The organism is Serratia sp. CoH_122_TC_1, assembly GCF_058191755.1.
In genome coordinates this window covers 262,088-288,221 of the sequence record NZ_JBXWLA010000005.1, presented here as the reverse complement: position 1 = coordinate 288,221, position 26,134 = coordinate 262,088, and the positions used below count along the sequence as shown (strand labels likewise).

Annotated in this window: 24 protein-coding genes; 12 read left to right on the top strand and 12 right to left on the bottom strand. The window is 54.9% G+C overall.

Annotation, left to right across the window (positions count from 1 at the left end; genetic code table 11):
* Positions 1–264: 264 nt before the first annotated feature.
* The 6 genes from cscK (at position 265) to AC2FC2_RS08910 (ending at position 7,595) form a co-directional block, all read left to right on the top strand.
* Complete coding sequence (cscK, locus tag AC2FC2_RS08935; protein ID WP_490659090.1) at positions 265–1,194, top strand: fructokinase; 930 nt, start codon at positions 265–267, stop codon at positions 1,192–1,194.
* Between the two features lie 231 nt (positions 1,195–1,425).
* On the top strand, positions 1,426–2,835 hold the full coding sequence (locus AC2FC2_RS08930) for a carbohydrate porin (protein ID WP_265555970.1): 1,410 nt from the start codon (positions 1,426–1,428) through the stop codon (positions 2,833–2,835).
* A gap of 65 nt (positions 2,836–2,900) precedes the next feature.
* The gene (locus AC2FC2_RS08925; protein WP_209637388.1) at positions 2,901–4,271 is read left to right on the top strand and encodes a sucrose-specific PTS transporter subunit IIBC; all 1,371 of its coding nucleotides are present in this window, start codon (positions 2,901–2,903) and stop codon (positions 4,269–4,271) included.
* Positions 4,271–5,680 carry a glycoside hydrolase family 32 protein gene (locus tag AC2FC2_RS08920; protein ID WP_490659089.1) on the top strand — a complete coding sequence of 470 codons (1,410 nt, stop codon included), beginning with the start codon at positions 4,271–4,273 and terminating at the stop codon, positions 5,678–5,680. The genes AC2FC2_RS08925 and AC2FC2_RS08920 overlap by 1 nt, the downstream gene beginning before the upstream one ends.
* Before the next feature lie 21 nt (positions 5,681–5,701).
* The gene (locus tag AC2FC2_RS08915) at positions 5,702–6,766 is read left to right on the top strand and encodes a LacI family DNA-binding transcriptional regulator (protein WP_209637385.1); all 1,065 of its coding nucleotides are present in this window, start codon (positions 5,702–5,704) and stop codon (positions 6,764–6,766) included.
* A gap of 10 nt (positions 6,767–6,776) precedes the next feature.
* Positions 6,777–7,595 carry a shikimate 5-dehydrogenase gene (locus AC2FC2_RS08910; protein ID WP_209637383.1) on the top strand — a complete coding sequence of 273 codons (819 nt, stop codon included), beginning with the start codon at positions 6,777–6,779 and terminating at the stop codon, positions 7,593–7,595.
* Positions 7,596–7,643: 48 nt separating this feature from the next.
* On the opposite strand, the gene AC2FC2_RS08905 is transcribed toward AC2FC2_RS08910, so the two are convergent.
* From AC2FC2_RS08905 to exbB, 4 genes are all read right to left on the bottom strand, one after another.
* Positions 7,644–7,937 carry a type II toxin-antitoxin system RelE/ParE family toxin gene (locus AC2FC2_RS08905; RefSeq protein ID WP_490659088.1) on the bottom strand — a complete coding sequence of 98 codons (294 nt, stop codon included), beginning with the start codon at positions 7,935–7,937 and terminating at the stop codon, positions 7,644–7,646.
* Positions 7,937–8,197: a type II toxin-antitoxin system ParD family antitoxin gene (locus tag AC2FC2_RS08900; protein ID WP_490659087.1), complete on the bottom strand. Its 261-nt coding sequence runs from the start codon at positions 8,195–8,197 to the stop codon at positions 7,937–7,939. Before AC2FC2_RS08900 ends, AC2FC2_RS08905 begins: the two co-directional genes overlap by 1 nt.
* 138 nt (positions 8,198–8,335) lie before the next feature.
* Complete coding sequence (gene exbD, locus AC2FC2_RS08895; RefSeq protein WP_037416623.1) at positions 8,336–8,758, bottom strand: TonB system transport protein ExbD; 423 nt, start codon at positions 8,756–8,758, stop codon at positions 8,336–8,338.
* Between the two features lie 3 nt (positions 8,759–8,761).
* Positions 8,762–9,736, bottom strand: coding sequence for a tol-pal system-associated acyl-CoA thioesterase (exbB, locus tag AC2FC2_RS08890; protein ID WP_490659086.1), 975 nt, complete (start codon positions 9,734–9,736; stop codon positions 8,762–8,764).
* A 455-nt stretch (positions 9,737–10,191) separates the two neighbouring features.
* On the opposite strand from exbB, the gene metC reads away from it, so the two are divergent.
* Positions 10,192–11,388 (top strand): cystathionine beta-lyase, encoded by a 1,197-nt coding sequence (gene metC / locus AC2FC2_RS08885; protein ID WP_209637375.1) that lies wholly within the window; start codon positions 10,192–10,194, stop codon positions 11,386–11,388.
* A gap of 153 nt (positions 11,389–11,541) precedes the next feature.
* A complete protein-coding gene (locus AC2FC2_RS08880; RefSeq protein ID WP_209637373.1) occupies positions 11,542–12,204 on the top strand; it encodes a DedA family protein in 663 nt (220 codons plus the stop codon).
* Between the two features lie 56 nt (positions 12,205–12,260).
* Here the strand turns inward: AC2FC2_RS08880 and AC2FC2_RS08875 are convergent, their stop codons facing one another.
* Positions 12,261–13,148, bottom strand: a complete 888-nt coding sequence (locus AC2FC2_RS08875) for an AraC family transcriptional regulator (RefSeq protein WP_404760568.1) — start codon at positions 13,146–13,148, stop codon at positions 12,261–12,263.
* Between the two features lie 221 nt (positions 13,149–13,369).
* On the opposite strand from AC2FC2_RS08875, the gene yqhD reads away from it, so the two are divergent.
* Both yqhD and dkgA read left to right on the top strand, forming a co-directional pair.
* Positions 13,370–14,533 (top strand): alcohol dehydrogenase, encoded by a 1,164-nt coding sequence (gene yqhD, locus AC2FC2_RS08870; protein WP_209637369.1) that lies wholly within the window; start codon positions 13,370–13,372, stop codon positions 14,531–14,533.
* Positions 14,534–14,947: 414 nt separating this feature from the next.
* Positions 14,948–15,772 carry a 2,5-didehydrogluconate reductase DkgA gene (gene dkgA / locus AC2FC2_RS08865; protein WP_209637366.1) on the top strand — a complete coding sequence of 275 codons (825 nt, stop codon included), beginning with the start codon at positions 14,948–14,950 and terminating at the stop codon, positions 15,770–15,772.
* Between the two features lie 44 nt (positions 15,773–15,816).
* Here dkgA and AC2FC2_RS08860 read toward each other — a convergent pair whose 3' ends face one another.
* The 4 genes from AC2FC2_RS08860 to AC2FC2_RS08845 form a co-directional block, all read right to left on the bottom strand.
* Positions 15,817–17,220, bottom strand: coding sequence for a GH1 family beta-glucosidase (locus AC2FC2_RS08860; RefSeq protein ID WP_209637364.1), 1,404 nt, complete (start codon positions 17,218–17,220; stop codon positions 15,817–15,819).
* Complete coding sequence (locus AC2FC2_RS08855) at positions 17,217–17,546, bottom strand: PTS lactose/cellobiose transporter subunit IIA (protein WP_020828661.1); 330 nt, start codon at positions 17,544–17,546, stop codon at positions 17,217–17,219. Before AC2FC2_RS08855 ends, AC2FC2_RS08860 begins: the two co-directional genes overlap by 4 nt.
* The gene (locus tag AC2FC2_RS08850; RefSeq protein ID WP_209637363.1) at positions 17,543–18,862 is read right to left on the bottom strand and encodes a PTS sugar transporter subunit IIC; all 1,320 of its coding nucleotides are present in this window, start codon (positions 18,860–18,862) and stop codon (positions 17,543–17,545) included. The genes AC2FC2_RS08855 and AC2FC2_RS08850 overlap by 4 nt, the downstream gene beginning before the upstream one ends.
* Positions 18,863–18,948: 86 nt before the next feature.
* Positions 18,949–19,260, bottom strand: a complete 312-nt coding sequence (locus AC2FC2_RS08845; protein WP_209637361.1) for a PTS sugar transporter subunit IIB — start codon at positions 19,258–19,260, stop codon at positions 18,949–18,951.
* A 281-nt stretch (positions 19,261–19,541) separates the two neighbouring features.
* Between AC2FC2_RS08845 and AC2FC2_RS08840 the strand changes: the two genes are divergently transcribed.
* The gene (locus AC2FC2_RS08840; protein ID WP_209637358.1) at positions 19,542–20,147 is read left to right on the top strand and encodes a transglycosylase SLT domain-containing protein; all 606 of its coding nucleotides are present in this window, start codon (positions 19,542–19,544) and stop codon (positions 20,145–20,147) included.
* A 559-nt stretch (positions 20,148–20,706) separates the two neighbouring features.
* Here the strand turns inward: AC2FC2_RS08840 and AC2FC2_RS08835 are convergent.
* Positions 20,707–22,872 (bottom strand): YgiQ family radical SAM protein, encoded by a 2,166-nt coding sequence (locus AC2FC2_RS08835; protein WP_209637356.1) that lies wholly within the window; start codon positions 22,870–22,872, stop codon positions 20,707–20,709.
* Positions 22,873–23,054: 182 nt separating this feature from the next.
* Here AC2FC2_RS08835 and AC2FC2_RS08830 point away from each other — a divergent pair, with 182 nt between their 5' ends.
* Positions 23,055–23,924: a PfkB family carbohydrate kinase gene (locus AC2FC2_RS08830; protein ID WP_490659085.1), complete on the top strand. Its 870-nt coding sequence runs from the start codon at positions 23,055–23,057 to the stop codon at positions 23,922–23,924.
* Between the two features lie 35 nt (positions 23,925–23,959).
* On the opposite strand, the gene AC2FC2_RS08825 is transcribed toward AC2FC2_RS08830, so the two are convergent.
* On the bottom strand, positions 23,960–25,219 hold the full coding sequence (locus AC2FC2_RS08825; RefSeq protein ID WP_209637352.1) for a nucleoside permease: 1,260 nt from the start codon (positions 25,217–25,219) through the stop codon (positions 23,960–23,962).
* An 80-nt stretch (positions 25,220–25,299) separates the two neighbouring features.
* On the bottom strand, positions 25,300–26,121 hold the full coding sequence (xapA, locus tag AC2FC2_RS08820; protein ID WP_490659084.1) for a xanthosine phosphorylase: 822 nt from the start codon (positions 26,119–26,121) through the stop codon (positions 25,300–25,302).
* Positions 26,122–26,134: the final 13 nt, after the last annotated feature.

Sequence of the window (26,134 nt, the reverse complement as noted above, 5' to 3'; positions counted from 1 at the left end):
AGGAAATATCCTATTTAAAATCACCGCCACATTTTATTATCCGTATTTGGAAATTACACTTTCCATTAATCTGACTTTTATTTTTTAATTATAATTGTCAACGCGTTACTTATTCCCTCTTGCTATAACTTATTTCCTATTTCTGCATTTTATGGCCCGCCATATGCGACTTTACCAGCAGGTTTCGGATTCTTTCGTTGCAATGCTAAACCGGTTCTTCTATTTTAGCTCGCCATCTGACACGGGTGAAAACAGGGGTTGAACATGGTTAATCGCGTATGGGTGCTGGGTGACGCAGTCGTCGATCTGGTTCCTGAAAATTCAAACAGTTATCTTAAATGTCCCGGCGGTGCTCCCGCCAATGTGGCGGTGGGTATCGCCCGCCTGGGCGGCGACAGCGCCTTTATCGGCCGTGTGGGTCCAGACAGCTTTGGCGCGTTCTTACAGCAGGTGCTTAGCGAAGAGCAGGTCGATACCTACCATCTGTCACAGGACCCCGACCACCACACTTCCACTGTGGTAGTGGATCTCGATTTGTCGGGCGAACGCTCCTTCACTTTCATGGTCACCCCCAGCGCCGACCTGTTCCTGCAACCTGGTGATCTGCCCGATTTCAACGCAGATGAATGGCTACACGTCTGCTCTATCGCCCTGTCGCAGGAGCCAAGCCGCAGCACCACGTTTACCGCCATGGAGAACATCAAGGCAGCCGGTGGCTGGGTCAGTTTTGACCCAAATATTCGCGAAGAGGTTTGGCGTCAGCCGGAAGCGCTGCGTCCCTGTTTGCAAAAGGCGTTGCTACTGGCGGACATCGTGAAAATCTCGAAAGAAGAGCTGAATTTTATCAGCAGTATCGGTGAGTTAGAGAGCGGCATCGATTGGATGATGCAGCGCTACCCGCTCCGTTTACTGCTGGTGACACTCGGCAGCGACGGTGTGTGCATGCACGACGGTAAGCAAATTCGTCACTTCCGCGCCCCATCGATCACCCCCGTCGACACCACCGGCGCGGGCGACGCTTTCGTCGCCGGTTTGCTGGCGGCACTGGCACAGCTTGGTACTCTGCCACAAGAAGAACAGTGGTCAGCAGTCATCGCTCAGGCCCAGGCCTGCGGCGCACTGGCCACCACGGCCAAAGGTGCAATGACCGCGTTGCCACGGACCGACGAGTTGCAAGATTTCCTCCAGCGTTAGTCCGTTAAGCGTACATCCGGCCCCCAATCCCCTCGCCTGAACCATTGGCTCTGGGGGCCAGAGCACACCATTTTCATCATTAGGGTGTAATTTGCGGGTTTGATCACAATAGCTGAATCGGGTTAGCAAACTTGATTGCAAGCCGCCTTTCAACTCACTATCTTCCATCATGAAAAACCGGTTTAGCAATTTAGCAAAAATAATAACAACCTTCCCGGATGATAGAAAATCATGAAGAAACTAAGCTATCTGGCAGTAACAACAGGGCTCCTTATCTCTACCTCTGCGGCAGCAGCAGGCGCCAACGACAGTATCGAAGCGCGTCTGAATGCACTGGAACAACGGCTGCAACAGGCCGAACAGCGGGCCAGTCAGGCAGAAACGCGTGCTACGGCAGCGGAACGCAAGGCCCAGCAATTGGAGCAACGCACCGCCAACACCGAGCGGCAAACCGTGCAGGTGGCACAGCGCACCACGACGTTGGAAACCCACGCCGCACCAGCCAGCAACCTGCAACTCACCGGTTTAACCGATCTGAAGCTGTACGGAGACGTCGAGTTCAACCTGGACGGAGCCAGCCGCAGCGGCCAGCTTACGTCGCTGAAAGGCAGCGACAATAAAGACTGGAAGCCCGGCAACAAGGAACGTTGGGATATCAACGGCCGTATTCTGGTCGGCGTTGACGGTTACCGCCGCAACCCGGACGGCAATTTCTCCGGCTTTAGCGTGCAGCCGCTGGCGGACATGACCGGCAAGATGAACCTCGACGATGCGGCCTTCTTCTTCGGCAACGAAAAGAACTGGCAGACCAAGATTGGCCGTTTTGAAGCCTACGACATGTTCCCGCTCAATCAGGACACCTTCATCCAGTATTCCGGTAATACCGCCAACGATCTGTACGCAGACGGCTTCGGTTATATCTACATGATGAAAGAAGGCCGTGGCCGCAGCAGCAGCGGCGGCAACCTGATGCTAAGCAAGTACGCCGGTGACTTCTACTTTGAACTCAATACGCTGGTGGAAGACGGCACCTCGTTGTTCCAGGACGACGCCTACCACGGCAACAGCCTGGATAAGAAGAAAAACGTCACCTACCTGCGGCCGGTAATTGCCTGGAAAAAAGACCAGCTCAGCGCGGCCGTCGCGATGGAAAGCAACGTGGTCAACAATGCCTACGGTTATCATGACAACCAGGGACAATTCGTCGATCAGTCCAAACGTAACGGCTACGGCATGACCCTCAGTTGGAACAACACCGCCACCCATCCAGACAACGGCGTGGTCGCCAACCTGAGCACCGCCTATCTCGACGCCTCTGGCGAGCAGGACTTCACCGCCGGAATAAACGTGCTGTGGCGCCGCTTTGAAGTGGGTTATATCTACGCCCACAATAACATCAAAGAGTTCAATACTGCCGGTATGGCGGCCGACATCAGCAACCCGCTGAGCGAGCCGGGCAAATATGACATACACACCATTCATACTTCGTACCAAATACCAAACATCATGAATATGAAGAACTTCAATTTGTATCTCGGCGCTTACGTTTCAATGCTGGAAGCCAATGCCGAGAACAAGATCGCCAACGCCAACAACGATCAGCGCTATGGCGTGCGCGCCAGATTCAAGTACTTCTTCTGACGCTGCTGAACTGATTTCCGCCGCGAAAAACCGCGGCGGCATTTTTATTGATTAAGGGAGTGAACATGGACATTACCGCAACCGCCAACGCGCTGTTGCCGCTACTCGGCGGCAAAGAAAACATTGCCAGCGCCGCCCACTGCGCCACGCGTCTACGCCTGGTGTTGGTGGATGACAGCAAGGTAGACAAAGTGGCGATCGGCAAACTGGACGGCGTGAAGGGCTGCTTTAGCAACGCCGGACAGATCCAGGTGATTTTCGGCACCGGTTTGGTCAACAAGGTACACGCGGAATTTATCAAGGCGGCCGGCGTCAGCGAGTCCAGCAAGTCTGAAGCCGCCGACATCGCGGCAAAGAAACTTAACCCGCTGCAACGTATCGCTCGCCTGCTGTCGAACATCTTTGTTCCGATCATCCCGGCGATCGTCGCCTCTGGCCTGCTGATGGGCCTGCTTGGCATGGTGAAAACCTACGGCTGGGCCGATGCCAACAGCGCTGTGTTCGTGATGCTGGACATGTTCAGCTCTGCGGCGTTTATTATTTTGCCGATCCTGATCGGCTTTACCGCAGCACGTGAATTTGGCGGTAACCCCTATCTGGGAGCCACACTCGGTGGCATTCTTACCCACCCTGCGCTGACCAACGCCTGGGGCGTCGCCGGCGGTTTCCACACCATGGATTTCTTCGGGTTGGAGATCGCCATGATCGGCTATCAGGGCACGGTGTTCCCGGTACTGCTGACAGTGTGGTTTATGAGCATGCTGGAAAAGCAGCTGCGTAAAGTGATCCCCAACGCGCTGGATCTGATCCTGACGCCGTTCCTGACGGTGGTCATTTCCGGCTTTGTCGCCATGCTGTTTATCGGCCCTGCCGGCCGTGCGCTGGGTGACGGCATCTCCTTTGTCCTCAGCACGCTGATCACCCATGCCGGCTGGTTTGCCGGCTTGCTGTTCGGCGGCCTGTATTCCGCCATCGTGATCACCGGTATTCACCACAGCTTCCACGCCGTCGAAGCCGGGCTGCTCGGCAACCCTAATATCGGCGTTAACTTCCTGCTGCCGATCTGGTCGATGGCCAATATTGCCCAAGGCGGTGCCTGTCTGGCGGTCTATTTCAAAACCCGCGACGCCAAGATTAAAGCGATTGCGGTGCCTTCAGCCTTTTCCGCCATGCTCGGTATTACCGAAGCCGCGCTGTTCGGTATCAACCTGCGTTTTGTGAAGCCCTTCCTGGCGGCGCTGGCGGGCGGTGCGCTCGGCGGTGCCTGGGTAGTGGCCAATCACGTCGGTATGAACGCGGTCGGGCTGACCGCAATCCCGGGGATGGCGATCGTGCAGGCCAGTTCACTGGTGAGCTATATCATTGGCCTGGTGATCGCCTTCGGTAGCGCCTTTATTCTCTCATTACTGCTGAAATACAAAACGGACAGTGAATAATGGAAGAACACGACTTAATGAAACAGGCTGTTCAAGCCTTGATGAGCGGCATGCCAAAGGCGCTGCGCGACCCGCACCGCCCGGCGTGGCATTTGGCGCCTAGCGTCGGCTTGCTTAACGATCCCAATGGGTTCATTCAGCATAACGGCGTGTACCATCTGTTTTATCAGTGGAATCCGCTGGGCTGCGATCACCGCAACAAATGCTGGGGCCACTGGCAATCGACGGACCTGGTCAATTGGCAGCATCAGCCGGTAGCCCTGGTGCCGGGTGCCTGTTACGACAGCCACGGCTGTTATTCCGGTTCTGCGGTCGTGGCGGACGGCAAGATCACGCTGGTCTATACCGGCAACGTGAAATACGCCGAGGGTTCTCGCACCGCTTATCAGTGCCTGGCGCAAGAGAATACGCAAAGCGGCTACGACAAACTTGGCCCAGTGTTGCCACTGCCAGCAGGTTATAGCGGCCACGTCCGCGATCCAAAAGTTTGGCGCCATCAGGACGCGTGGTACATGGTGCTCGGCGCACGCGATCTGCAAGATCGTGGCAAAGTCCTGCTGCTGCGTTCCGACGATCTACGCAGTTGGCAATTGCGGGGGGAAATCGCCGGTTCGCAACTTAACGGCATCGGTGACTTCGGCTATATGTGGGAATGCCCCGACCTGTTCACGCTGGACGGTGTCGAGGTGCTGATCTGCTGCCCGCAAGGGCTTGAAGCGCAGGCCGAACGTTACCTCAATGTTTATCAGGCTGGCTATTTCACGGGTAAGCTGGATTATCAACGGGCCACTTTTGACCATCAGGACTTCCACGAGTTGGATGCCGGATTCGAATTCTACGCACCGCAGACCACCCTGGCCGAAGACGGCCGCCGACTGCTGGTGGGTTGGATGGGCGTGCCAGAACAGGACGAGGATTATCATCCGACGCGGCAGTATGGCTGGATCCACACCATGACTTGCCCGCGCGAACTGTCATTGCAGAACGGCAAACTGTACCAACAACCGGCACGCGAACTGCAACAGCTGCGAGGCACAAGCCAACAATGGCAAGGTGCCGCCGACAGTGCGCCATGCTTGCCTGTCGATAGCGCGGAGCTGCTGCTGACACCGCAAGGGAGGTTCAGCGCTAACGTCGGCGATGCCATTGTGCTGGACTGGGACGGTGCCTTGCTGCGGCTGACGCGTAACAACCTACGCGACGGGCAGCCGGAACACCGCTACTGGCGCGGTGATCTGGCCCACTTGCAGATACTGTTTGACCACTCCAGCGTGGAGATCTTTATCAACCACGGCGAAGCGGTCATGAGTGCACGCTACTTCCCCGGCCCGCAACCGCTGTTGCAACTCGGTGGTGATGCGCACCTGGCGCTCGAACACTGGTCGCTGGCGCCATGCATGCTAGAATGACGCATCCTTCGATGAACTCAGATGCCGTCAGTGAAAAAAAATAAACGCATAACCATCAGTGATGTTGCCGCACTGGCCGGCGTGTCTAAATCGACCGCCAGTCTGGTGCTTAACGGCCGCAGCAAGGAATACCGGGTGTCTGATGACACCCGCGATCGTATCTTGGCACTCGCGGCCGAGCACCACTACCAACCCAGCTTCCACGCCCGTTCGCTGCGTTCTACGCGTAGCCATACGTTGGGGCTGGTGGTGCCGGAAATGACTAACTACGGTTTTGCGGTAATCTCACGCGAGCTGGAAACCCTGTGTCGCGAGGCCGGTTTGCAGTTGCTGATCGCCTGCACCGATGAGAATCCGGCACAAGAAATGATGGCGGTGAACAGCCTGGTACAGCGCCAGGTCGACGGTCTGATTGTCGCCTCCAGCCAGCTCACCGATACCGAGTATCAAAAAATCAATGCTGGCCTGCCGGTGGTGCAGATGGACCGTCTGATTACTGGCTCCGACCTGCCGCTGGTGATCACTGACTCGCTGACATCGACCGCCACCCTGGTTGAAAACGTGGCGCGCCAACACCCGGACGAGTTTTATTTCCTGGGCGGACAACCGCGCATCTCACCAACACGTGACCGGCTGGCCGGTTTTCAGCTCGGCCTTGAACGTGCCGGAGTCGTCTGTAAACCAGAATGGATCATCAACGGCAATTATCACCCCAGCTCCGGCTACGAGATGTTCGCTCAACTGTGCGCACAGCTGGGCCGGCCGCCAAAAGCGTTGTTTACCGCCGCCTGCGGCCTACTGGAAGGGGTATTACGTTACCTGAACCAGCACCAGTTGATGGAAAGCGATTTGCATCTGTGCAGCTTCGACGATCACTATCTGTTCGACGGCCTAACGCTGAAAATCGACACCGTGGCGCAGGACTGCCGCGCGCTGGCACAACACAGTTTCGACATGGTCAGCGCACTGATTGACGAGCGGCCATTAGAACAGAATGCGCTATACCTGCCGGGCAGTATCCACTGGCGGCATGCCGGTTCTAAAGCACTGCTCGACCAGCACCCGGTTTTTCCTTTTCCCGGTTAAGGAGCTCAACATGAGCCGTGAGATTAATAAAGATACCCAGCTGTGCATGTCGCTGGCAGGCCGCCCAGGCAACTTCGGTACTCGTTTCCACAATTACCTGTATCAGGAACTGGATCTGAACTTCATCTACAAGGCGTTTACCACCCAAGATATTCAGGCTGCGGTGGGCGGCGTTCGCGCATTGGGTATTCGCGGCTGCGCGGTATCGATGCCATTCAAAGAGAGCTGTATTCCCTTCCTGGACGCGTTGGATGCTTCCGCCACGGCGATTGAGTCGGTCAATACTATTGTCAATGACAACGGTTTTCTGCGGGCTTACAACACCGACTATATCGCCATTGCCAAACTGTTGGCGCAACATCAGATCCCGGCAGAAACATCCTTTGCCCTGCGCGGCAGCGGCGGCATGGCGAAAGCGGTCACCGCAGCACTGCGTGACGCCGGTTTCAAAAACGGCCATATCATCGCCCGCAACCCGGAGGCTGGACAGGCTCTGGCTAGCGCATACGGCTACCAGTGGCTGGCAGAAGTGGGTGAGTTACAGGTGGATATGGTGATCAACGTAACGCCAATCGGCATGGCCGGCGGTGTAGAAGCGGAGCAACTGGCCTTCGCGCCAGCGACTGTCGATGCGGCGAAAATCGTCTTCGACGTCGTGGCGCTACCCGCGGAAACGCCGTTGGTTCGTTACGGGCGTGAACACGGTAAACGCGTGATTACCGGGGCAGAAGTGATTGCATTGCAGGCGCTCGAGCAGTTTGTGCTTTATACCGGCGTACGCCCAACCGATGAGCAAATCGCCCGCGCTGCGGCGCACGCTCGCGGCTAAAGGGTGTTGAACGTTAGGGGCTGAGCAGATGAGCCAGCTCTTAACGTTCTAACGACAAGCCAGCAAACGCAAAATATTCCTCGCACCGTGGAATACTCGCTCGATCCTGACATTATGTTGCATCGCAGTAAAAACGATAAGGTATTTGCCATAGGCGCTAATCCTGACGTTCCGGCCAAGCTCAGGGCGCTTTTGATAGGTTTCCGGCGACTCGCCGATACGCTGGCATTGGCTATACAATTCAGAAATAAAACTCAGAGCACGCACCGGATTTTCCTGCGCAATATAGTCGCCAATATTTTCAATGTCACATATCGCCGCCGGCGATATTGTTAGCCCCATTAGTCACTTCCATTACCCACCATCCGTTGGTATTTAGTCCGTAAACGCGCAAATGCTTCCTCCGCGGGGACTCCCTCACCACTTTCGATTCCCTGCGCAATAGCGATTCGCAACTGTTCAATTTTCATCGCCCGCTCATGCTCTTCGAGCAGGCGTAGACCTGCTCGAATCACTTCACTGACGTTGCCATAACGCCCGCTGTCAATTTGCTCATGAACGAACCTTTCAAAATGAGGGCTTAAAGCAATGCTTGTTGGCATGGCCGACTCCGGAAAGTAGTGTTAATTACTATCTATTAGTATTTTCATTTGTTGAAGGCGCGTCAAGCTTTTGTACAAAATTCAGACAATAAAAAAGGGCGCCTGAGCGCCCTTTTTAGCCTGGGTGATCCCGACGCGCTACTTGGCGGCGCCTTCCATCCCCACCAGCCCGACTTTCAGGTAACCGGCTTTACGCAGCGTATCCATCACGCTCATCAGCGTTTCATAGTCCACGCTCTTATCCGCCTGGAAGAAGATAGTGGTCTCTTTGTTCGCCTGCGTCCGTTGATCCAGCACCGACGTCAGTTGATCTGCACTGACAGCTTGCTCGCCAACATAGAGCTGTTTGTCCGCTTTCACCGACAGGAACACCGGTTTTTCCGGGCGCGGCTGCGGTTTGGCGGAGGACGCCGGAAGATCGACACGGATATCTACCGTTGCCAGCGGCGCGGCCACCATAAAGATGATCAACAGCACCAGCATAACGTCGATAAACGGCGTCACGTTGATTTCATGCAGTTCGCCGCTGTCGTCCAAATCTTCATTTAAGCGCATCGCCATAACTCACCCCACCCGCAGTTGGTGTGAATGCTGTGAACGTTTGGCTTCCGCCGTAGCGGCCAGATCCAAATCGCGACCCAGCAGCAGCAGAACCTGCGCCGCTACGTCGCCAACCTGTGCACGGTGGCCGCTGATCACGCGGGCAAAGATGTTATAAATCACTACCGCCGGGATCGCGGCGACCAAGCCCAGAGCGGTGGCTAGCAGCGCTTCTGCGATGCCGGGTGCAACGACTGCCAGGTTGGTGGTCTGCGAGTGAGCGATGCCGATAAAGCTGTTCATGATGCCCCAAACGGTACCGAACAGACCGACAAACGGCGAAATGGCACCGATGGTCGCCAGGAAGCCATTGCCACGGCCCATATTACGGCTGTAGCCCGCTACGCGGCGCTCCAGACGGAAACCGGTACGTTCCTTGATGCCGTTGTTGTCGTTGGATGCCGCCGACAGCTCCAGCTCGTTCTGTGCATCGTTCAGCAATACGGAACTGATGCTCTCATCCGAGAAGCTTTGCGCCAGCTCAGAGGCTTCGTCCAGCGAGCGGACGTTGGCTAACGCCAACTGTTCACGGCGCAGACGGCGCTTGGCGCGGAACAGTTCGCTGCCTTTAGAGAACAAGATGGTCCAGGTGACAATAGATGCCAGCACCAAACCGATCATCACGATTTTTACCACGATGTCCGCATGTTGGTACATGCCCCAAACGGACAGGTCCATACCGCGGGTTTCTGGCGGTTGGATGGTCGGTTGTGGGTTCACCGGCGTGACATTTTCCGGCGTGGCTGCAACAGCAGGCGCCGCAGCCGGAGTAATGCTTTCGGTAACGGCTGGATTAGCCGCCGGTGCTGCCTGAGCGCTACCGGCCAGACCCACCACTAATACCATTGAAGCGATCAGACCGCGGCCGAATGCCTGGCCCCATTGCGCCCGGCCCTGACCGAACGATCCTTGATTTAAATTCTTGCCAGCCGTTTTCACGCTGTGCCTCCACCCGTTACCAATCAAAATTGAGGAATAATTCAGCGTGCGATCATATCAAACCACTCAGGGATTGATAGTAGTTCTCATTATTATTTACCAAATAATCGGGAAAATTATCGCTACGGCGTCTGCGACGCTCTCCCGCTAACCCATTCGCGACCTGTTCGGCCCTATAAGCACCTTTTATAAGGTTTTTCGTCACTTTTACGGCACAGGGCTGCAACAACGTCATCGTTTTATCGCATTTTGTCGTTACATCACGAATTTACCGATAAATCCGCTTGGTCATTGCAGCCCTGCAGAAGGATGACGTCCAGGAACAGCATCAGACAGAGGATTGCATCCGTTTCTGCATTTGGCGGTTAAAACGTCTGGATGGCTATTAAATGTCATGCTAACGTAAGGACTCTCGTAAATGGCCCGTGAAGACCCTATAAGGTGAGCCCGCTCCCATGACGTCAAAGAACATCGAAACCACCCTGATCGGCGCCGGGCGCAGCAAGCGCTATACACAGGGCTCCGTCAATCCCGTCACCCAGCGCGCTTCTTCACTGGTCTTTGATTCCGTCGCAGCCAAAAAACACGCCACCGCCAAGCGTGCTCATGGCGAGCTGTTTTATGGCCGGCGCGGCACCCTGACCCATTTCGCGTTGCAAGATGCGATGGTCGAACTGGAAGGCGGAGCGGGTTGTGTGCTTTACCCTTGCGGTGCGGCGGCGGTTTCCAACGCCATCTTGTCCTTCGTCAGCGCTGGGGATCACCTGTTGATGACCGGTTCTGTCTATGAACCAACGCAGGATTTTTGCACCCATATCCTGAGCCGTATGAACGTAACGACGACCTATTTCGATCCATTAATAGGCGCCGATATCGCCGGGCTGATTCAGCCCAATACGCGCGTGGTGTTCCTTGAATCGCCGGGTTCGATCACCATGGAGGTTCAGGATATCCCGGCGATGGTGCAGGCTATTCGTGCTGTGGCGCCGGACGTGGTGATCATGATCGATAACACCTGGGCAGCCGGCGTCTTGTTCAAAGCGCTGGATTTCGACATCGATATTTCGATTCAGGCGGGCACCAAATACATTATTGGTCATTCCGATTACATGCTGGGCACTGCCGTAGCAAACCCACGCTGTTGGGATCAATTGCGTGAATACTCTTATTTGATGGGCCAAATGGTGGATGCCGATACCGCTTATATGGCCAGCCGCGGGCTGCGCACGCTGGGTGTGCGTCTCAAACAACACCAACAGAGCAGCATTGAGGTCGCTAACTGGTTGGCCGACAGGCCTGAGGTGGCCGTGGTCAATCACCCCGCGCTGCCCAGTTGCAAAGGCCATGAGTTTTACCGTCGTGACTTCAGCGGCTGCAACGGCCTGTTCTCTTTTGTACTGAAGCAGCGTCTCAGTGACGTGCAGTTGGCCGATTACCTGGATAACTTCAACCACTTCAGCATGGCGTATTCCTGGGGAGGCTATGAATCACTGATCCTGGCTAACCAACCGGAAGAACTGGAAGCCATCCGTCCGGCGGGCGGCGTCGATTTCTCCGGCACGCTGGTGCGCCTGCATATTGGCCTGGAAAACGTGCAGGATCTGATCGCCGATCTCGCTGCCGGGTTCGAGCGTATTACCAACGCGCACTGATACATCGCCTGTTACAGCGGTAATTTTATTCGCCTCGTTTAATGTGTGCTTAAGCTATTAGCGGTACACTAGGCGGGTAACTGTCAGATACGGTCAACACCGCATCCTGGGGTACGTGGCTCCAGGCGCAACCGGCATGCAACAGGATATATAATGGATGTATTACGAGAGATTGTTCATGCGCTTTGGCAGCAGGACTTCATAGCCCTTGCCGATCCAAGCGTCATTTGGGTGGTTTATGCTGTACTTTTCACCACGCTTTTCTTAGAAAACGGATTACTGCCAGCTTCCTTCTTACCCGGTGACAGCTTATTGCTGCTATCTGGCGCATTGATCGCCAAAGGCGTAATGGCCTTTGTGCCTACGCTGATCATTTTGACCCTTGCCGCCAGCCTTGGTTGTTGGCTGAGCTACCTGCAAGGCCGTTGGCTGGGCCACACTAAACTGGTAAAAGGCTGGTTGCTGCAGCTGCCCGCCCAATATCACCAGCGGGCGCACAACCTGTTTAACCGTCATGGCCTGATGGCACTGGTGATTGGCCGTTTTCTGGGCTTTGTCCGTACCTTGCTGCCCACCATGGCCGGCATCTCTGGCCTGAACAGCACGCGTTTTCAGTTCTTTAACTGGTTGAGCGCCGTAATTTGGGTGGGTGCCGTAGTTGGCCTCGGCTACGCCTTCAGCCAGATCCCGTTAGTGAAACGCTACGAAAGCCAGGTGATGACAGGGCTGATGATCCTGCCGCTGGTTCTGTTGCTGGCTGGCCTGCTGGGTGCCATGTTGGTTATCTGGCGCAAAAAACGCGCAGCCTCTTCCTGATGCGTTAACGGGCGGCAGTCGCCGCCCGTACAGTTCAATCCGCATTAACCTGCAATCTACCCTTCCATCATCAGCGGAGGGTTGTCGCGCAGCCGGGCCACTTCGTCGCTCGGCGTCACGCCGAAGAAGCGTTTAAATTCGCGACTAAACTGCGAAGCGCTCTCATAGCCAACACGGATCGCCGCGGTGCTGGCCTTTAAACCATCATGCACCATCAGTAAACGGGCTTTGTGCAACCGATAGGATTTCACATACTGCAACGGCGAGGTATTCGTCACCGCTTTGAAGTTATGGTGGAACGCCGAAATGCTCATGTTCACCTCACCCGCCAGCTGTTCGACGTTGAGGCTGTCCGCGTATTGGTTCTCAATGCGCCGCAGCGCCTTGGCGATTTGGCTAAAGTGGGTATGGCGATTAACCAGCTCCTGCAGCGACGCTCCACAGGCACCACGCAATATGTAATACAGGATTTCACGTACAATCTGTGGCCCCAGCACCCGCGCGTCGAGCGGTTTGGCCATCACATCCAACAAGCGTTCGGTGGCGCACAATAGCTCTTCCGATAATTCAGCCAGGTTCACCCCACTGCTTTCTCGGCGCGGTTTCATCAGGTAGTCATCGTCGCCGATGTCGATCAGCAAATCCTGCAGCATCTGGCTATCGATATTCACGGATAACCCCACCAGTGGCAATTCTGGGCTGGCAAAGGTTTCACATTCGAAGGGCAAGGGCACCGTCATCAGCAAATAATTACGCGGGTCGTATTGGAATACCCGGTTACCGCAGTAACCCACCTTGTGACCCTGGAAAATGATCACTACCCCGGGTTCGTACATCACCGGTTGACGTGGGCAATGGCGGTCGACGTAGAGGATTTTCACCAGTGGCACTGGCGAGGGCGTATAACCGTTACTCTCGGCAAAACAGGCTGCCTGGCGCGCCATGCGGCTGCGCAGCTCATCAATGTCACTCACAGAAACACCCTCTTACACTAAGAATAATCCGGCATAAATAATAGTTTAAAACTCTATTTTTCTACAACGCTTTGTAGAAATAGGCAAGACTCGGGCAGGAATGTGCATTGTGCTGCGGGGCCAAGTTACTGACAATACCCCTCAGATATTTTGCGCCACCGGCGCTTGTCTTATGCAGAAGAGAAATAACCATGCAAAACTTTATTCTTCATACCCCAACCAAAATTCTGTTCGGCCAAGACCAAATCGCGGGTCTGGCGCAACAAATCCCTGCCGACGCCCGCATTTTGATCACCTACGGTGGTGGCAGCGTGAAGAAAAACGGTGTCTTGGATCAGGTCTATGCCGCGCTGGCGGGCCGCAATGTCCTGGAATTTTCCGGCATTGAGCCTAACCCAACCTACGAAACGCTGATGAAAGCGGTCGAGGTCGTGCGTGCAGAAAACATCGACTTCCTGCTGGCTGTTGGCGGCGGCTCCGTCGTGGACGGCACCAAGTTTATCGCTGCTGCAGCCCGCTACACCGCAGATAACGATGCCTGGCATATCCTGAAAACCGTCGGCAGCGAGATCAAAGACGCAGTGCCTATGGGTTGCGTACTGACATTGCCGGCCACCGGTTCTGAATCCAACAGCGGCGCAGTGATCACCCGTAAAAGCAGTGGTGATAAGCAGCATTTCTTCTCGCCACACGTACAGCCTTTGTTCGCCGTGCTGGATCCGGTCGTGACCTATTCACTGCCACCGCGCCAAATCGCCAACGGTGTGGTCGACGCCTTTGTTCACACCCTCGAGCAGTACCTGACCTATCCGGTTGACGCCAAGGTGCAAGATCGCTTTGCCGAAGGCCTGCTGCTGACCTTGCTGGAAGATGGCCCACGTGCGCTGGCTGAGCCGGAAAACTATGCGGTGCGCGCCAACGTGATGTGGAGCGCCACTATGGCGCTGAACGGTTTGATCGGCGCGGGTGTGCCGCAGGATTGGGCAACCCATATGCTGGGTCATGAACTGACCGCCATGCACGGCCTGGATCATGCCCAAACGCTGGCGATTGTCCTGCCTGCGTTGTTGATCGAGAAAAAAGCACAAAAACGCGAAAAACTGCTGCAGTATGCCGATCGCGTTTGGGGTCTGCGTGACGGTAGCGAAGACAGCCGCATTGACGGCGCTATTGCCGCCACTCGCGCCTTCTTCGAAAAAATGGGCGTGCCGACCCGCATGTCAGATTACCAGCTCGACGGCAGCTCAATCCCAGCGCTGCTCGATAAGCTGCACCAGCACGGTATGACCGCGCTCGGCGAACACCAGGACATTACCCTGGAAGTGAGCCAACGCATTTATGAAGCGGCGCGTTAATCGCAAACTCGCGATTTACTGCTAGGCTTTAGTTTCAACGACCCTCCTGCGCCCGACCGATCACGCTCGCCGGGCGCAGTGCCAAGCACGATTCCGATATCGTTGAAATTTGCTTAGCGAACTCAGCACTACCCCTGTTTGCCAGCTAGAATCTACTGATATAGCCTAAATAATTCGAGTTGCAGGAGGGCGGCAAGAGCGTGCATCCCGATGAGCTTACTCAAGTAAGTGATTTGGGATACAAATCTGCCGGGAGCAGATTTGAACGCTGCTTGCAGCGGCCCCTTTAGGGGCGTGGCCCACGGATGGGCCACGTAACCGTTTGCAGCCTACACCGCTGTAGCTTGAAGTATGACGGGTATCGCTGTTCCTGGTGCATGCAGCACCGGGCAATCCGTTGACAAGGAGATACGCATGACAACGCAACAACCCATCATCAAACTCCACGATGGTAATCTGATGCCGCAGTTGGGTCTCGGCGTTTGGCAGGCGAGTATTTCAGAAACCACCAATGCGGTGCTTAAAGCGCTGGAGGTGGGCTATCGCTCGATCGATACCGCTGCGATCTACAAGAACGAGGAAGGGGTCGGCGCAGCGCTGCAAACCTCCTCGATTCCCCGCGATGAACTGTTTGTCACCACCAAACTGTGGAATGACGATCAGGGCGACCCACAGGGCGCACTGGAAACCAGCCTGGAAAAGCTCAAGTTGGACTATGTCGACTTGTATTTGATCCACTGGCCGAAACCCCAGCAAGACCAATACGTGGACGCCTGGCGCGGGCTGATCAAACTGCGCGAACAAGGGCTGGTTAAAAGTATCGGGGTATGTAATTTCCATACCCCGCATCTCCAGCGCCTGCTGGATGAAACCAATGTCGCCCCGGTGATTAACCAGATCGAACTTCACCCACTGCTGCAACAACGCCAATTGCGTGCCTGGAATGCGACGCATCACATCGCTACCGAATCCTGGAGCCCTCTGGCACAGGGTGGTGAAGGGGTATTCGATCAACCCGTCATTAAATACCTGGCAGAAAAATACGAGAAAACACCGGCGCAAATCGTGGTGCGTTGGCATCTGGACAGCGGTCTGATCGTGATCCCGAAATCGGTCACGCCTTCCCGCATTCGTGAAAACTTCGAGGTCTTTGATTTCAAACTGGATAAAGACGAACTGAGCGAAATCGCCAAGCTGGATATCGGCAACCGTCTCGGGCCGGATCCAGACTCACTGTAATCTGACTCGGCCCTCTCCGCCTGAGAGGGCCACTTTATTCCCCGCTACAGCTGCTCACCGTTGGTGGCAATCACCCGCTGATACCAGCCAAAGCTCTGCTTTTTCTTGCGGGCCAGATTGTTGTCGTGATCGACATACACAAAGCCGTACTGTTTCTGATAGCCGTTAAGCCATGAGAGCAAATCGATAAACGACCAAGGGTAGTAGCCGCGTACATCAGCCCCCTGTTCGATCGCCGCACCGATCGCCTGAATATGATCGCGCAGGTAGTCAATCCGTGGTTGATCACGCACTTCTCCCTCGACGATCGGATCTTTGGCGCCCAATCCGTTCTCAGTAATGTAAATGGGTATGTTGCCATAGCGTTTGACGATACGCCCAATAGCATCGGTTAGCCCCTGTGGGTACACTTCCCAGTCCCAATCGGTGTAAACACCGTTCGGATTGCGTACCAGTTTGAACAGCCCTTTGAAACCCAATTCACGCCCGCTGCCCTTTTGGCCACTGGTGTTGATGGCATAGCCGTCCACGTCGTCGTTATGCGCCACCATTTCACGCTTGTAATAATTCAGGCCGATAAAATCTACGATGTTCTCCTTCAACAGTACCTCATCGCCAGGTGCAAAATAGGGTACGCCAAAGGCCTGCTGCGCCATCGCCAAGAGCTCTGCCGGATATTCCCCTTTTAGCACCGGATCGTACAACCAATGCGTGAAGATCCCTTCAGCGATCTCGCAAGCGCGTCGATCCTCCGGTGAATCGCTGATCGGATCGTTCGGTTGCAACACGTTGACGAAGCCGATCTGCCCCTTGATCTGCATTTCCCGGAAGCTTTTCACCGCACGGGCATTCGCCAAAAACACATGGTGGCAGGCCTGAATACCCTTCTTAGGATCGGTTAACTTGGGCGGATGCGCCCCGGTGATATAGCCCATACCGATAAACACGATGGTTTCATTAAAAGTGGACCAAAGCTCAACCCGATCGCCAAAACGTGCATAGCACAGACGAGCATATTCATCGAAAGCATCGACGATCTCTCGCGATTCCCAACCGCCAAAAGATTCTTGTAGCGCTTGCGGCAGATCCCAGTGGTACAGGGTGATCATCGGCTTGATATTGTGCTTAAGCAATTCGTCGATCAAGTCGCTGTAGAATTGGATCCCTGCTTCGTTCACTTCTCCCCTGCCCTGCGGCAACAGCCGTGGCCAGGAGATCGAAAATCGGTAGGTCTGCATACCCAATTCGGCCATTAGCGCCACATCTTCGCGGAAGCGATGGTAGTGATCGACCGCGACATCGCCGTTGGTACCCTGATAAGTGGTGCCGGGCAGATGGGAGAAGAGATCCCAGTTGGACAGGCCTTTACCGTCAGCATCAAAACCGCCCTCAACCTGGTATGATGCCGTCGCGGCCCCCCAGAGAAAATCCTTCGGAAATACGCTCATTGGTTTTTCACCCCGTTCTGTTCCAGTAATCGGTAAATTCTCACCAGCTCCTCTACCAGATCGCGCGCGAGCATGGCGTTCATGATGTGATCCTGTGCATGCACCATAATCAGGTTGACCGGTAACTTGCCTTCCCCCTCGTCAAATCCAATCAATTCAGTTTGAGTGGCATGGGCACGCTTGGCTGCCAGCTGCGATTCCGCCAGCAAAATGTCTACCTGATCCCACTGGTATTTACGCGCAGCGTACAGCGCCTGCATGGCGCAGCTGCGCGCCTCACCGGCGTTGATGATCAACTCCATGACTGCCGTTTCCATATCCATCATTCTGTGACTCCTTGCGTCTGTTCTATCTGATCCGCTTCGCTCACTTCCTGGTCCAACAGCTGTTGCTCATAGACCTTGAAGAACGGGTAATAAATCAGTGCTGATACCGCAGCCAACAGCAGCACCAACAGCGCCGCGCGGAAATCCCAACCGGTGGCCCAGGCCGCACCAATCGGGGCGGGTGCCGTCCAGGGCACTACCGAGATCACTCTGCCGATCAGATCCAGTTTCACCGCCGCATAGGCGATGATCGAATTGACGATCGGCGCGGTGATAAATGGGATAAAGAAGGTGGGATTCATGACGATCGGTGTGCCGAAGATCACCGGTTCATTGATGTTGAAGCAACTGGGCACCAGACTCAGCTTGCCGATCGAACGCAGATGCGCCGACCGGCTGCGCAGATAAAGCAGCACCAGTCCGAAGGTGGCGCCAGATCCGCCGATAACGATAAAGAAGGTCCAGAAGGCTTCCATAAAAATGTGTGGCATCGGCTGGCTGGCGGCCAACGCGTCCTGGTTGATACCCAGGTTGGTGAGCCAGAACGCCTGCAGCATGCCAGAGACGATCACCGCACCATGTATGCCGGCAAACCACAGCAAGTGGCCGATCAGCACAGCCAGCAGGATCGCCGGCAATGAGTCGGCGGCGGAAATCAGTGGCTGGAACAACGCCATGATCGCCTGCGGCAACAACAGGTTGAATTGGTGCTGCACCAGCAAACTAAGTGGATACAACGTGATCACCACCGCCAGGATCGGAATCAGCAGATCGAACGATTGCTTGATCTTGGCTGGCACCTGTTCCGGCAGTGAGATACCGATGTTTCGCACCTTGAGAAAACGGATCAACTCAGTGGTATAGATCGCCACCAGAATGGCGGTGAAGATCCCCACGCCACCCAAGGCCGCCGTCGGTAACATCTTCTCGGTTTGCGGCGCAGCGACCAATAAAAACGACATCAGGGCCAGCATCGCCGCCATAAAGGGATCGAGTTTATAACTTTGCGCTAAATTGTAAGCAATCGCAGCCGTTATATAGATGGACATGATCCCCATCGTCATATTAAACGGGGTAAGAATGGCAACCTGATGTTTTTCTGCCGTACCCAACCACCATTGGGCTATTCCCCAACTGCTGTCAGCAGAAAAAGGCGGATACGCGAAAACCAGTAAAAATGAGCCAACGATCATAAACGGCATGGCGGAAATAAAACCGTCGCGGATCGCCATAATATGTCGTTGAGTCGATAATCTACCGGCAATCGGGCTGATGCGGTTTTCAATAAAATTGAATGCGGCCTGGCTGATACTCATGGTTCAACCCTCGGGACGTTCTGAGTCAATGGTCACAGGGCGAGAAAGCCTACGGCAGCGCGCTGCGGCAGGCGGCCCCGGTAGGATTAGCGTGGTTCAATCATCGCCAACGCTTCGGCAAGGATTTTATCGCCACGCATCATGCCGTAATCCATACTGTTTATAACCGCAATGGGTTTATTTTCCCTGTCGGCGATCTTTTTAAAGTCGGCCAATTTATATTTAATCTGCGGACCAAGCAGGCAGCACTGGTAATTTTCCAATGTTGCTTCAAATTCATCTATACCGACGGCGATAATATCAACCTCAATACCCTGCTGTTCGGCAGACTTTTTCATTTTATTCACCACCATGCTGGTCGACATCCCGGCTGCGCAGCATAAGAATATTTTTTTCATCCGTTCTCCTGGGGTCAATAGGTGCAAATGATTCAGTTGAGGAATGAGTATGGTTTCAAAAATGAAAAAACAGCAACCGGTTTCAGTAACCGGTTACAGTGTTTGAACAGGTTCTGTGAAGGAGATCCAAAATTGCTGCCGATACCTCATTCATCCTGTCGAAAGCGCCCGATCCCCCTGTTTTTTACTAAAGATCTTTCCGGCAGCTGACGTTATGATGGCGGCACCCGGCCCCGTCCGCCGGCCCAATACCGTTAAAAATAGATAACGCACGGAGCACAATGAAATCTTCCCTATCACAGTGGTCACGCCTGAGCATACTTTGCGTCATGCTGATCCTGGCCGGTTGTTCCAGCAAAAAGCCACGTACCAGCTACGATGCTCATGCTTTTGATGATGCGATCGAAGATGCTGCGGATAAATACAACGTCGATAAGAAGCTGATCACGGCAATGATCAAAGTAGAATCCAGCTTTAACCCAGCCGCAATCAGCCGATCCAATGCTATCGGTTTAATGCAGTTGAAAGCAGATACCGCGGGGTGCGATGCCTATCGCTACAAAGGTAAACGCGGTTGCCCGGACGATGACGATTTGCTGGATCCTGATACCAACATCGATCTTGGTGCAGCCTATCTGGCCGTCTTGCAAAAACAGCAGCTTAAAGGCATCAACAATCCCGTCACCCTGCGTTATGCCACCATTATCGCCTACGTCAACGGCACGGGCGCACTGTTACGGACGTTCTCCAGTAACCGTCAGCAAGCCATTTCGATGATTAATAATCTGTCGCCAGAAGCCTTTAACTGGCATGTGCGTAAGTATCATCCAGCCCCGCAGGCACCGCGCCATTTGATGAAAGTGGAAGCCGCCTACGATCAATTGTGATTTTCAGACGTAAAGAGAAAACCTTGGGGTGAATGCCGATCGGTTAAGGTGTTTTTAGCAAGTTCAGCGTTCTTTTCGGTCGATAAACGCGCAAGGCACCATGAGGATCTTGCGCCTCGACCGAGCAAGGGGCCGTAAGCGCGGCCCCTTGCAACCCGCGCTCTTGCCCACTCAGACGGTTGGCTACGCCAACGGCTCTCACTTCATCACGCCGCATCACGGCCGGCTATGACAGGCGTCCATGGCGGTCTCGCCTATGCGTTGTGCTTGCGTTCGACGTCTTCAGGGCGCCCAACCGCGTGCTCATCTCATCATTTCCACTGTATTTCATCGCGCAACGTCAAACTGAGGCACAGGATGCTCAGTGGCTACCAATGTGGGTGGGGTAAAGGGGCCACGCCTTCGGCCCCTCCAATTGCCGTTCATTGTGGCCACAGAGAAATAGAGGGTATTTACGGCAATCCTACCTGCACTGAACCTACAGAAACCGAATAAAAAAATGCCGACCAGCTTTAACTGATCGGCATTAAACCCAGGGACTGAAGCCAATACCTACCCGTTACGGCTTACCATTACGGATAGGCTTACGCGGTGGCTTATTGGTCGGTGTTCGCTGACGGGTGATATCAGTATGCTTGGTCAGCGCCGGACGAGTATGGCGTTGCAGGCGCTTCGCTTCACGCTGTTCGTCGATGGTCGGTGCCGGCACCAGGCACTCGCGACGGCTGCCGATCAGGTGCTTCATGCCCATCTCTTCCAGCGCGGTGCGGATCATCGCCCAGTTGGCTGGATCGTGATAACGCAACAACGCTTTGTGCAAGCGACGCTGACGATCGCCCTTAGGTATCACGACGTCTTCACTCTTATAACCCACGCGGCTCAACGGATTTTTGCCGCTGTAATACATGGTGGTGGAGTTAGCCATCGGTGACGGATAGAAGTTCTGCACCTGATCAAGGCGGAAACGGTTTTTCTTCAGCCACAGCGCCAAATTCACCATGTCCTCATCACGGGTGCCCGGATGTGACGAGATGAAATACGGGATCAGGTACTGTTCTTTGCCTGCCAGCTTAGAATAATGGTCAAACAGCTGTTTAAACCGATCGTAGCTGCCCATGCCCGGCTTCATCATTTTCGACAGCGGGCCTTCCTCGGTGTGTTCCGGGGCAATCTTCAGGTACCCCCCCACGTGGTGGGTCGCCAGCTCTTTGATATAACGTGGGTCTTCCACAGCCAGGTCATAACGTACGCCAGAGGCAATCAAGATCTTCTTGATGCCCTCCAGTGAGCGTGCACGGCGGTACAGCTTGATGGTTGGCTCGTGATTGGTGTCCATGTAGGTACAAATCTCTGGATACACACACGAGGCGCGGCGGCAGGTCTGCTCAGCGCGCGGATTGGTGCAGCGCAGCATGTACATGTTTGCCGTCGGACCACCCAAATCGGAGATTACGCCAGTAAAGCCCGGCACTTTGTCACGAATTTCTTCGATTTCGCGAATAATGGAGTCTTCTGAACGGCTCTGGATGATGCGCCCTTCATGTTCGGTGATCGAACAGAATGAACAACCGCCGTAGCAACCACGCATGATATTTACCGAGAAGCGGATCATGTCATAGGCTGGAATGGTTTCCTTGCCATAGGACGGATGCGGAATACGCTGGTACGGCAGGGCAAATACGCTGTCCATTTCCGGCGTAGTCAACGGGATCGCCGGTGGGTTAATCCACACGTAGCGATCGCCATGTGACTGCATCAGTGCACGCGCACAGCCCGGGTTGGTTTCGTGATGCAGAATACGCGAAGTGTGCGCATACAGCACCTTGTCGGCCTTCACTTTTTCAAAGGACGGCAGCAACACATAGGTTTTTTCCCACGGCTTGGGTTTGGCTGCGCGTACGGTCACCGGCTTGGCTTCCGGCTCCGGCTTGCCACCGTCTGCGCACGGCAGATCGTCACCGTAAGGATTTGGAATTGGCTCAATGCGGCCCGGCTTGTCCAGACGGGTAGAGTCCACACCGGTCCAACCCGGCAACGCACCTTTGCGCATCACCGCCGTATTGCGGATATCGTGGATCTCGCTGATTTTCTCGCCCGCAGCCAGACGGTGTGCCACCTCCACTAACGGGCGCTCGCCGTTACCGTAAATCAGCATGTCAGCTTTAGAGTCAACCAGCACCGAACGACGCACGGTATCCGACCAGTAATCGTAGTGAGCGATGCGACGCAGGCTGGCTTCGATGCCGCCCAGCACGATCGGCACGTCTTTATAAGCTTCTTTGCAGCGTTGACTGTAAACCAGCGTCGCACGATCCGGGCGTTTACCGCCCACGTTGCCGGCGGTATAGGCATCATCGTGGCGCAGTTTACGGTCGGCGGTATAACGGTTGATCATCGAATCCATGTTACCGGCAGTGATGCCGAAGAACAGGTTCGGTTTACCCAGGCGCATAAAGTCTTCTTTATTGCTCCAGTCCGGCTGGGCAATGATGCCAACGCGGAAGCCCTGCGCTTCCAGCATGCGGCCGATGATTGCCATACCAAAGCTTGGGTGATCGACATAAGCATCACCGCTGATAATGATCACGTCACAGCTATCCCAGCCCAGTTGATCCATCTCTTCGCGCGACATGGGTAAAAATGGCGCAGTGCCATAACATTCGGCCCAATAAGGCTTATAGGAAAATAATTCACGATCGGGTTGGATTAGGCTGGTGGTGCTCATTCTCGTGCTCTTTTACAGGTTAATTAATCGCCGGGCGGCGATTATACGCACTAGTAGCAAAAAGAGCATGGTTATTTCACACATTAGTCACATCACAACGGGCTTGCCTCTCGACTCTGCACGCCTGCGCCGTCATCATAGCGCATTCTGTTCGGCCCACCGGTCGGCAGCGGAGGACATGAATGAATGAGTTTTTAGCAGTAAAGCCGGTCCTGGTTCTGGGCAGTGCGATCGGTGAAGTGACGCTAACGCAGGAACGGAAGATTGGCGGCAGTGCGTTTAACATCGCACGAGCACTGATGCATTTGCAGGTGCCGGTGATCAACGGCATGCCTGTCGGCAACGGTGACTGGGGTGCCGTGATTGAAGCAGAAATGGAGCAGATGGGCCTGCCGGTGCTGCTGCGCCACGGCCAAATGGACAATGGCCAGTGCCTGATACAGGCGTCGTCCAACGGGGAGTTGGTTCTTGTTATCAAGTCCGGCTGCGAAACCCAGTGGAATAAAGCCCAGCTGTCCACCCTCCCGTTGACTGAAGACACCCTGATCTACATCAGCGGTGAGCAATTGGTTGGGGACAACGGTGAAGCATTGCGCGATTGGCTGACGCGCCTCCCCTTCGACCAGCGCCGTCTTATCGTTCCGGGTTCCTATGTCGGCCAACTCGATGAAGATTTCTTCGCCATGCTCAGCGACAGCCACAGCCTGCTGATGTTGAACCGTAGCGAAACGACCACATTGTGCGGTACAGGTGATGTACTTGCCGCTGCCCGAGGGTTCGCCAGCGCTCATAACCTGACGCTGATTTGCCAATTGGACCGCGATGGTATCTGGCTTTGTGATGGCGATGCCCCACCGCTGCAAATTGCTGGCGGTTCGGTTGAAGACGCCAGCCCAAGCGACGCTCGCTGCGTCGGTCTGTTGGCTGGGCTGTCGGCCGGTTGGTCCGTGCCACAGGCCGTCGTTCTGGCCAACCGTGTCGCTGCTGAATGGGGAGCAAATCCGGGCTCTGTCGAGGTGCCGAGCAGGCAACAATGCTTTCCTCACGTTTGAATCAAAATGGGCGCATCCGGGCGCCCGTTTCATTTTTAATGTGCCCGTTGTACCGGCCCCGCATGCTCCTCGGGCCGATGCTGATAATTAAAGGTCAGCGCAAAAACGATGCCCAAGACCAACGTATACAACGCGAAGATCAACCAGATACTCTGCCAATCTTTTATGCCGTTGCTAGTGAAGTAATCCACAACTTCGCCGCTGGCAATCGCCCCCACATAGGCCCCGATCCCGTTAACCATGGTCATAAACAGCCCCTGAGCACTGGCGCGGATACGATGGTCCGCCTCTTTTTCAACAAAGATAGCCCCCGAAATATTAAAGAAATCAAAGGCACAGCCGTACACGATCATCGACAGCAGCAGTAAGACAAAACCGAAACCGGCTGGGGTGCCATACGCCAAAAACAAGAAGCGCAGCGTCCAGGCCGCCATACTGATCAGCATCACCTGTTTAATGCCGTATCGGCGCAGGAAGAACGGGATTGTGAGGATGAAGAACACCTCGGAGATTTGTGACAACGACAACAGCACCGCCGGGTATCTGACGCTTATGCTGTCTTGATACAGCGGATTGCTCGCAAAATCGTGCAGGAAGGGATTACCGAAGGTGTTAGTCACCTGCAGCGCAGCGCCCAGCAGCATGGCAAACAGGAAAAATAACGCCATGCGTCGCTGACGGAATAGCACCAGAGCGTCCAGCCCCAACACGCTGAGCACACTTTTTGATGTTTCCACCCTACTGGTCGGGCAGTTCGGTAACGTCAGCGAATAGAAAGCCAACAGTAGCGATACCCCAGAGGCCAAATACAGTTGCATATTGCTGAGTTCAATCTTGCTAAAACCGACCAACCACATCGCGACAATAAAACCGACGGTGCCATAGACCCGTACCGGCGGAAAATCTTTCACCGTGTCGTAACCCTGTTTCTCCAGGCAGAAATAGGAGATGGCATTGGAAAGCGAAATCGTGGGCATATACACCATGGCATTGAACAGCATGACCCAGAACATCACCATAGGCTGATCAACCTGCGCCGCGCAGTAAAGTGCTCCTGCACCGAGCAAATGGCACAACGCATACAGGTAGTTGGCTTTGATCCAACGATCGGCCAGGATGCCCGCCAATCCTGGCATAATCAGCGCTGCGATCCCCTTCGCGCTGTAAACCATGCCCACCTGCAGCCCACTGAAATGCAGGGTGTTAATCATGTAAGATCCCAGCGTGACCAGCCAGGCTCCCCAAATAAAGAACTGCAGAAAAACCATCACCTTCAGTCGCGTTTTTATAGCCATCACCATCACCTTATTATTTTGATTAAAACGATGATTTGCACGGCAAGGCCCCTGTGCCCTGCCGCGAAGGGACTAGAGCATTACAGCGTTTTGAAGAACTCACGGATCAGGCGCATAAAATCCTCTGCCGCCAGTGCAGCGCAGCTCAGGGTTTGCTCATGAGACAACGGCGTATCGGACAACCCTTCGGCGTAGTTGGTCATCGCGGACACCACCAACACCTTCAGCCCGCAATGGCGTGCAGAAAGCACTTCCGGCACGATAGACATACCCACCACATCACACCCCAGCGTTTGCATCATGCGGATTTCCGCTGGGGTTTCGAAGTTAGGCCCGGTGTAAGCGGCAAAGACCCCTTCTGCCAGCGGGATACCCACGCGTGCAGCCACCTGAGCCAGTTGGCTGCGCAGTTCGGGATCGTAAGCGTTCGCCAGGCTAAAGAAGCGCGGGCCGAAACGCTCATCGTTGTCACCGACCAATGGCGATTCAGGCATGAAGTTGATGTGATCGGTAAGCGCCACCAGGCTGCCCGGCGGTACCGATTGACGCAACGAACCGGCGGCGTTGGTCGCCAGCAAGAATTCGCAACCGAGCAATTTGAAAGTGCGCACGGCAGTGGTCATGACCTGCATGCCGCGGCCTTCGTAGTAGTGTCCGCGCCCTTTCATGCACAAGACTGGGACGCCCTCCAGCCAACCGGCAACCAGTTGCCCAGCATGGCCCACTACACTGCTTACCGGGAACCCCGGCAGCTCAGCGTAGTCGATGGTCACCGTGTCGGTCATGACCTCTGCCAAAGCACCCAGCCCCGAGCCCAGTATCAGCGCCGCTCGCGGTTGGAAACCCGGCAAGCGGGTGCGGATTACATCAGCACAGTAAAAAGCATCTTCTTGATTAAACATTGTATTCTCTTCT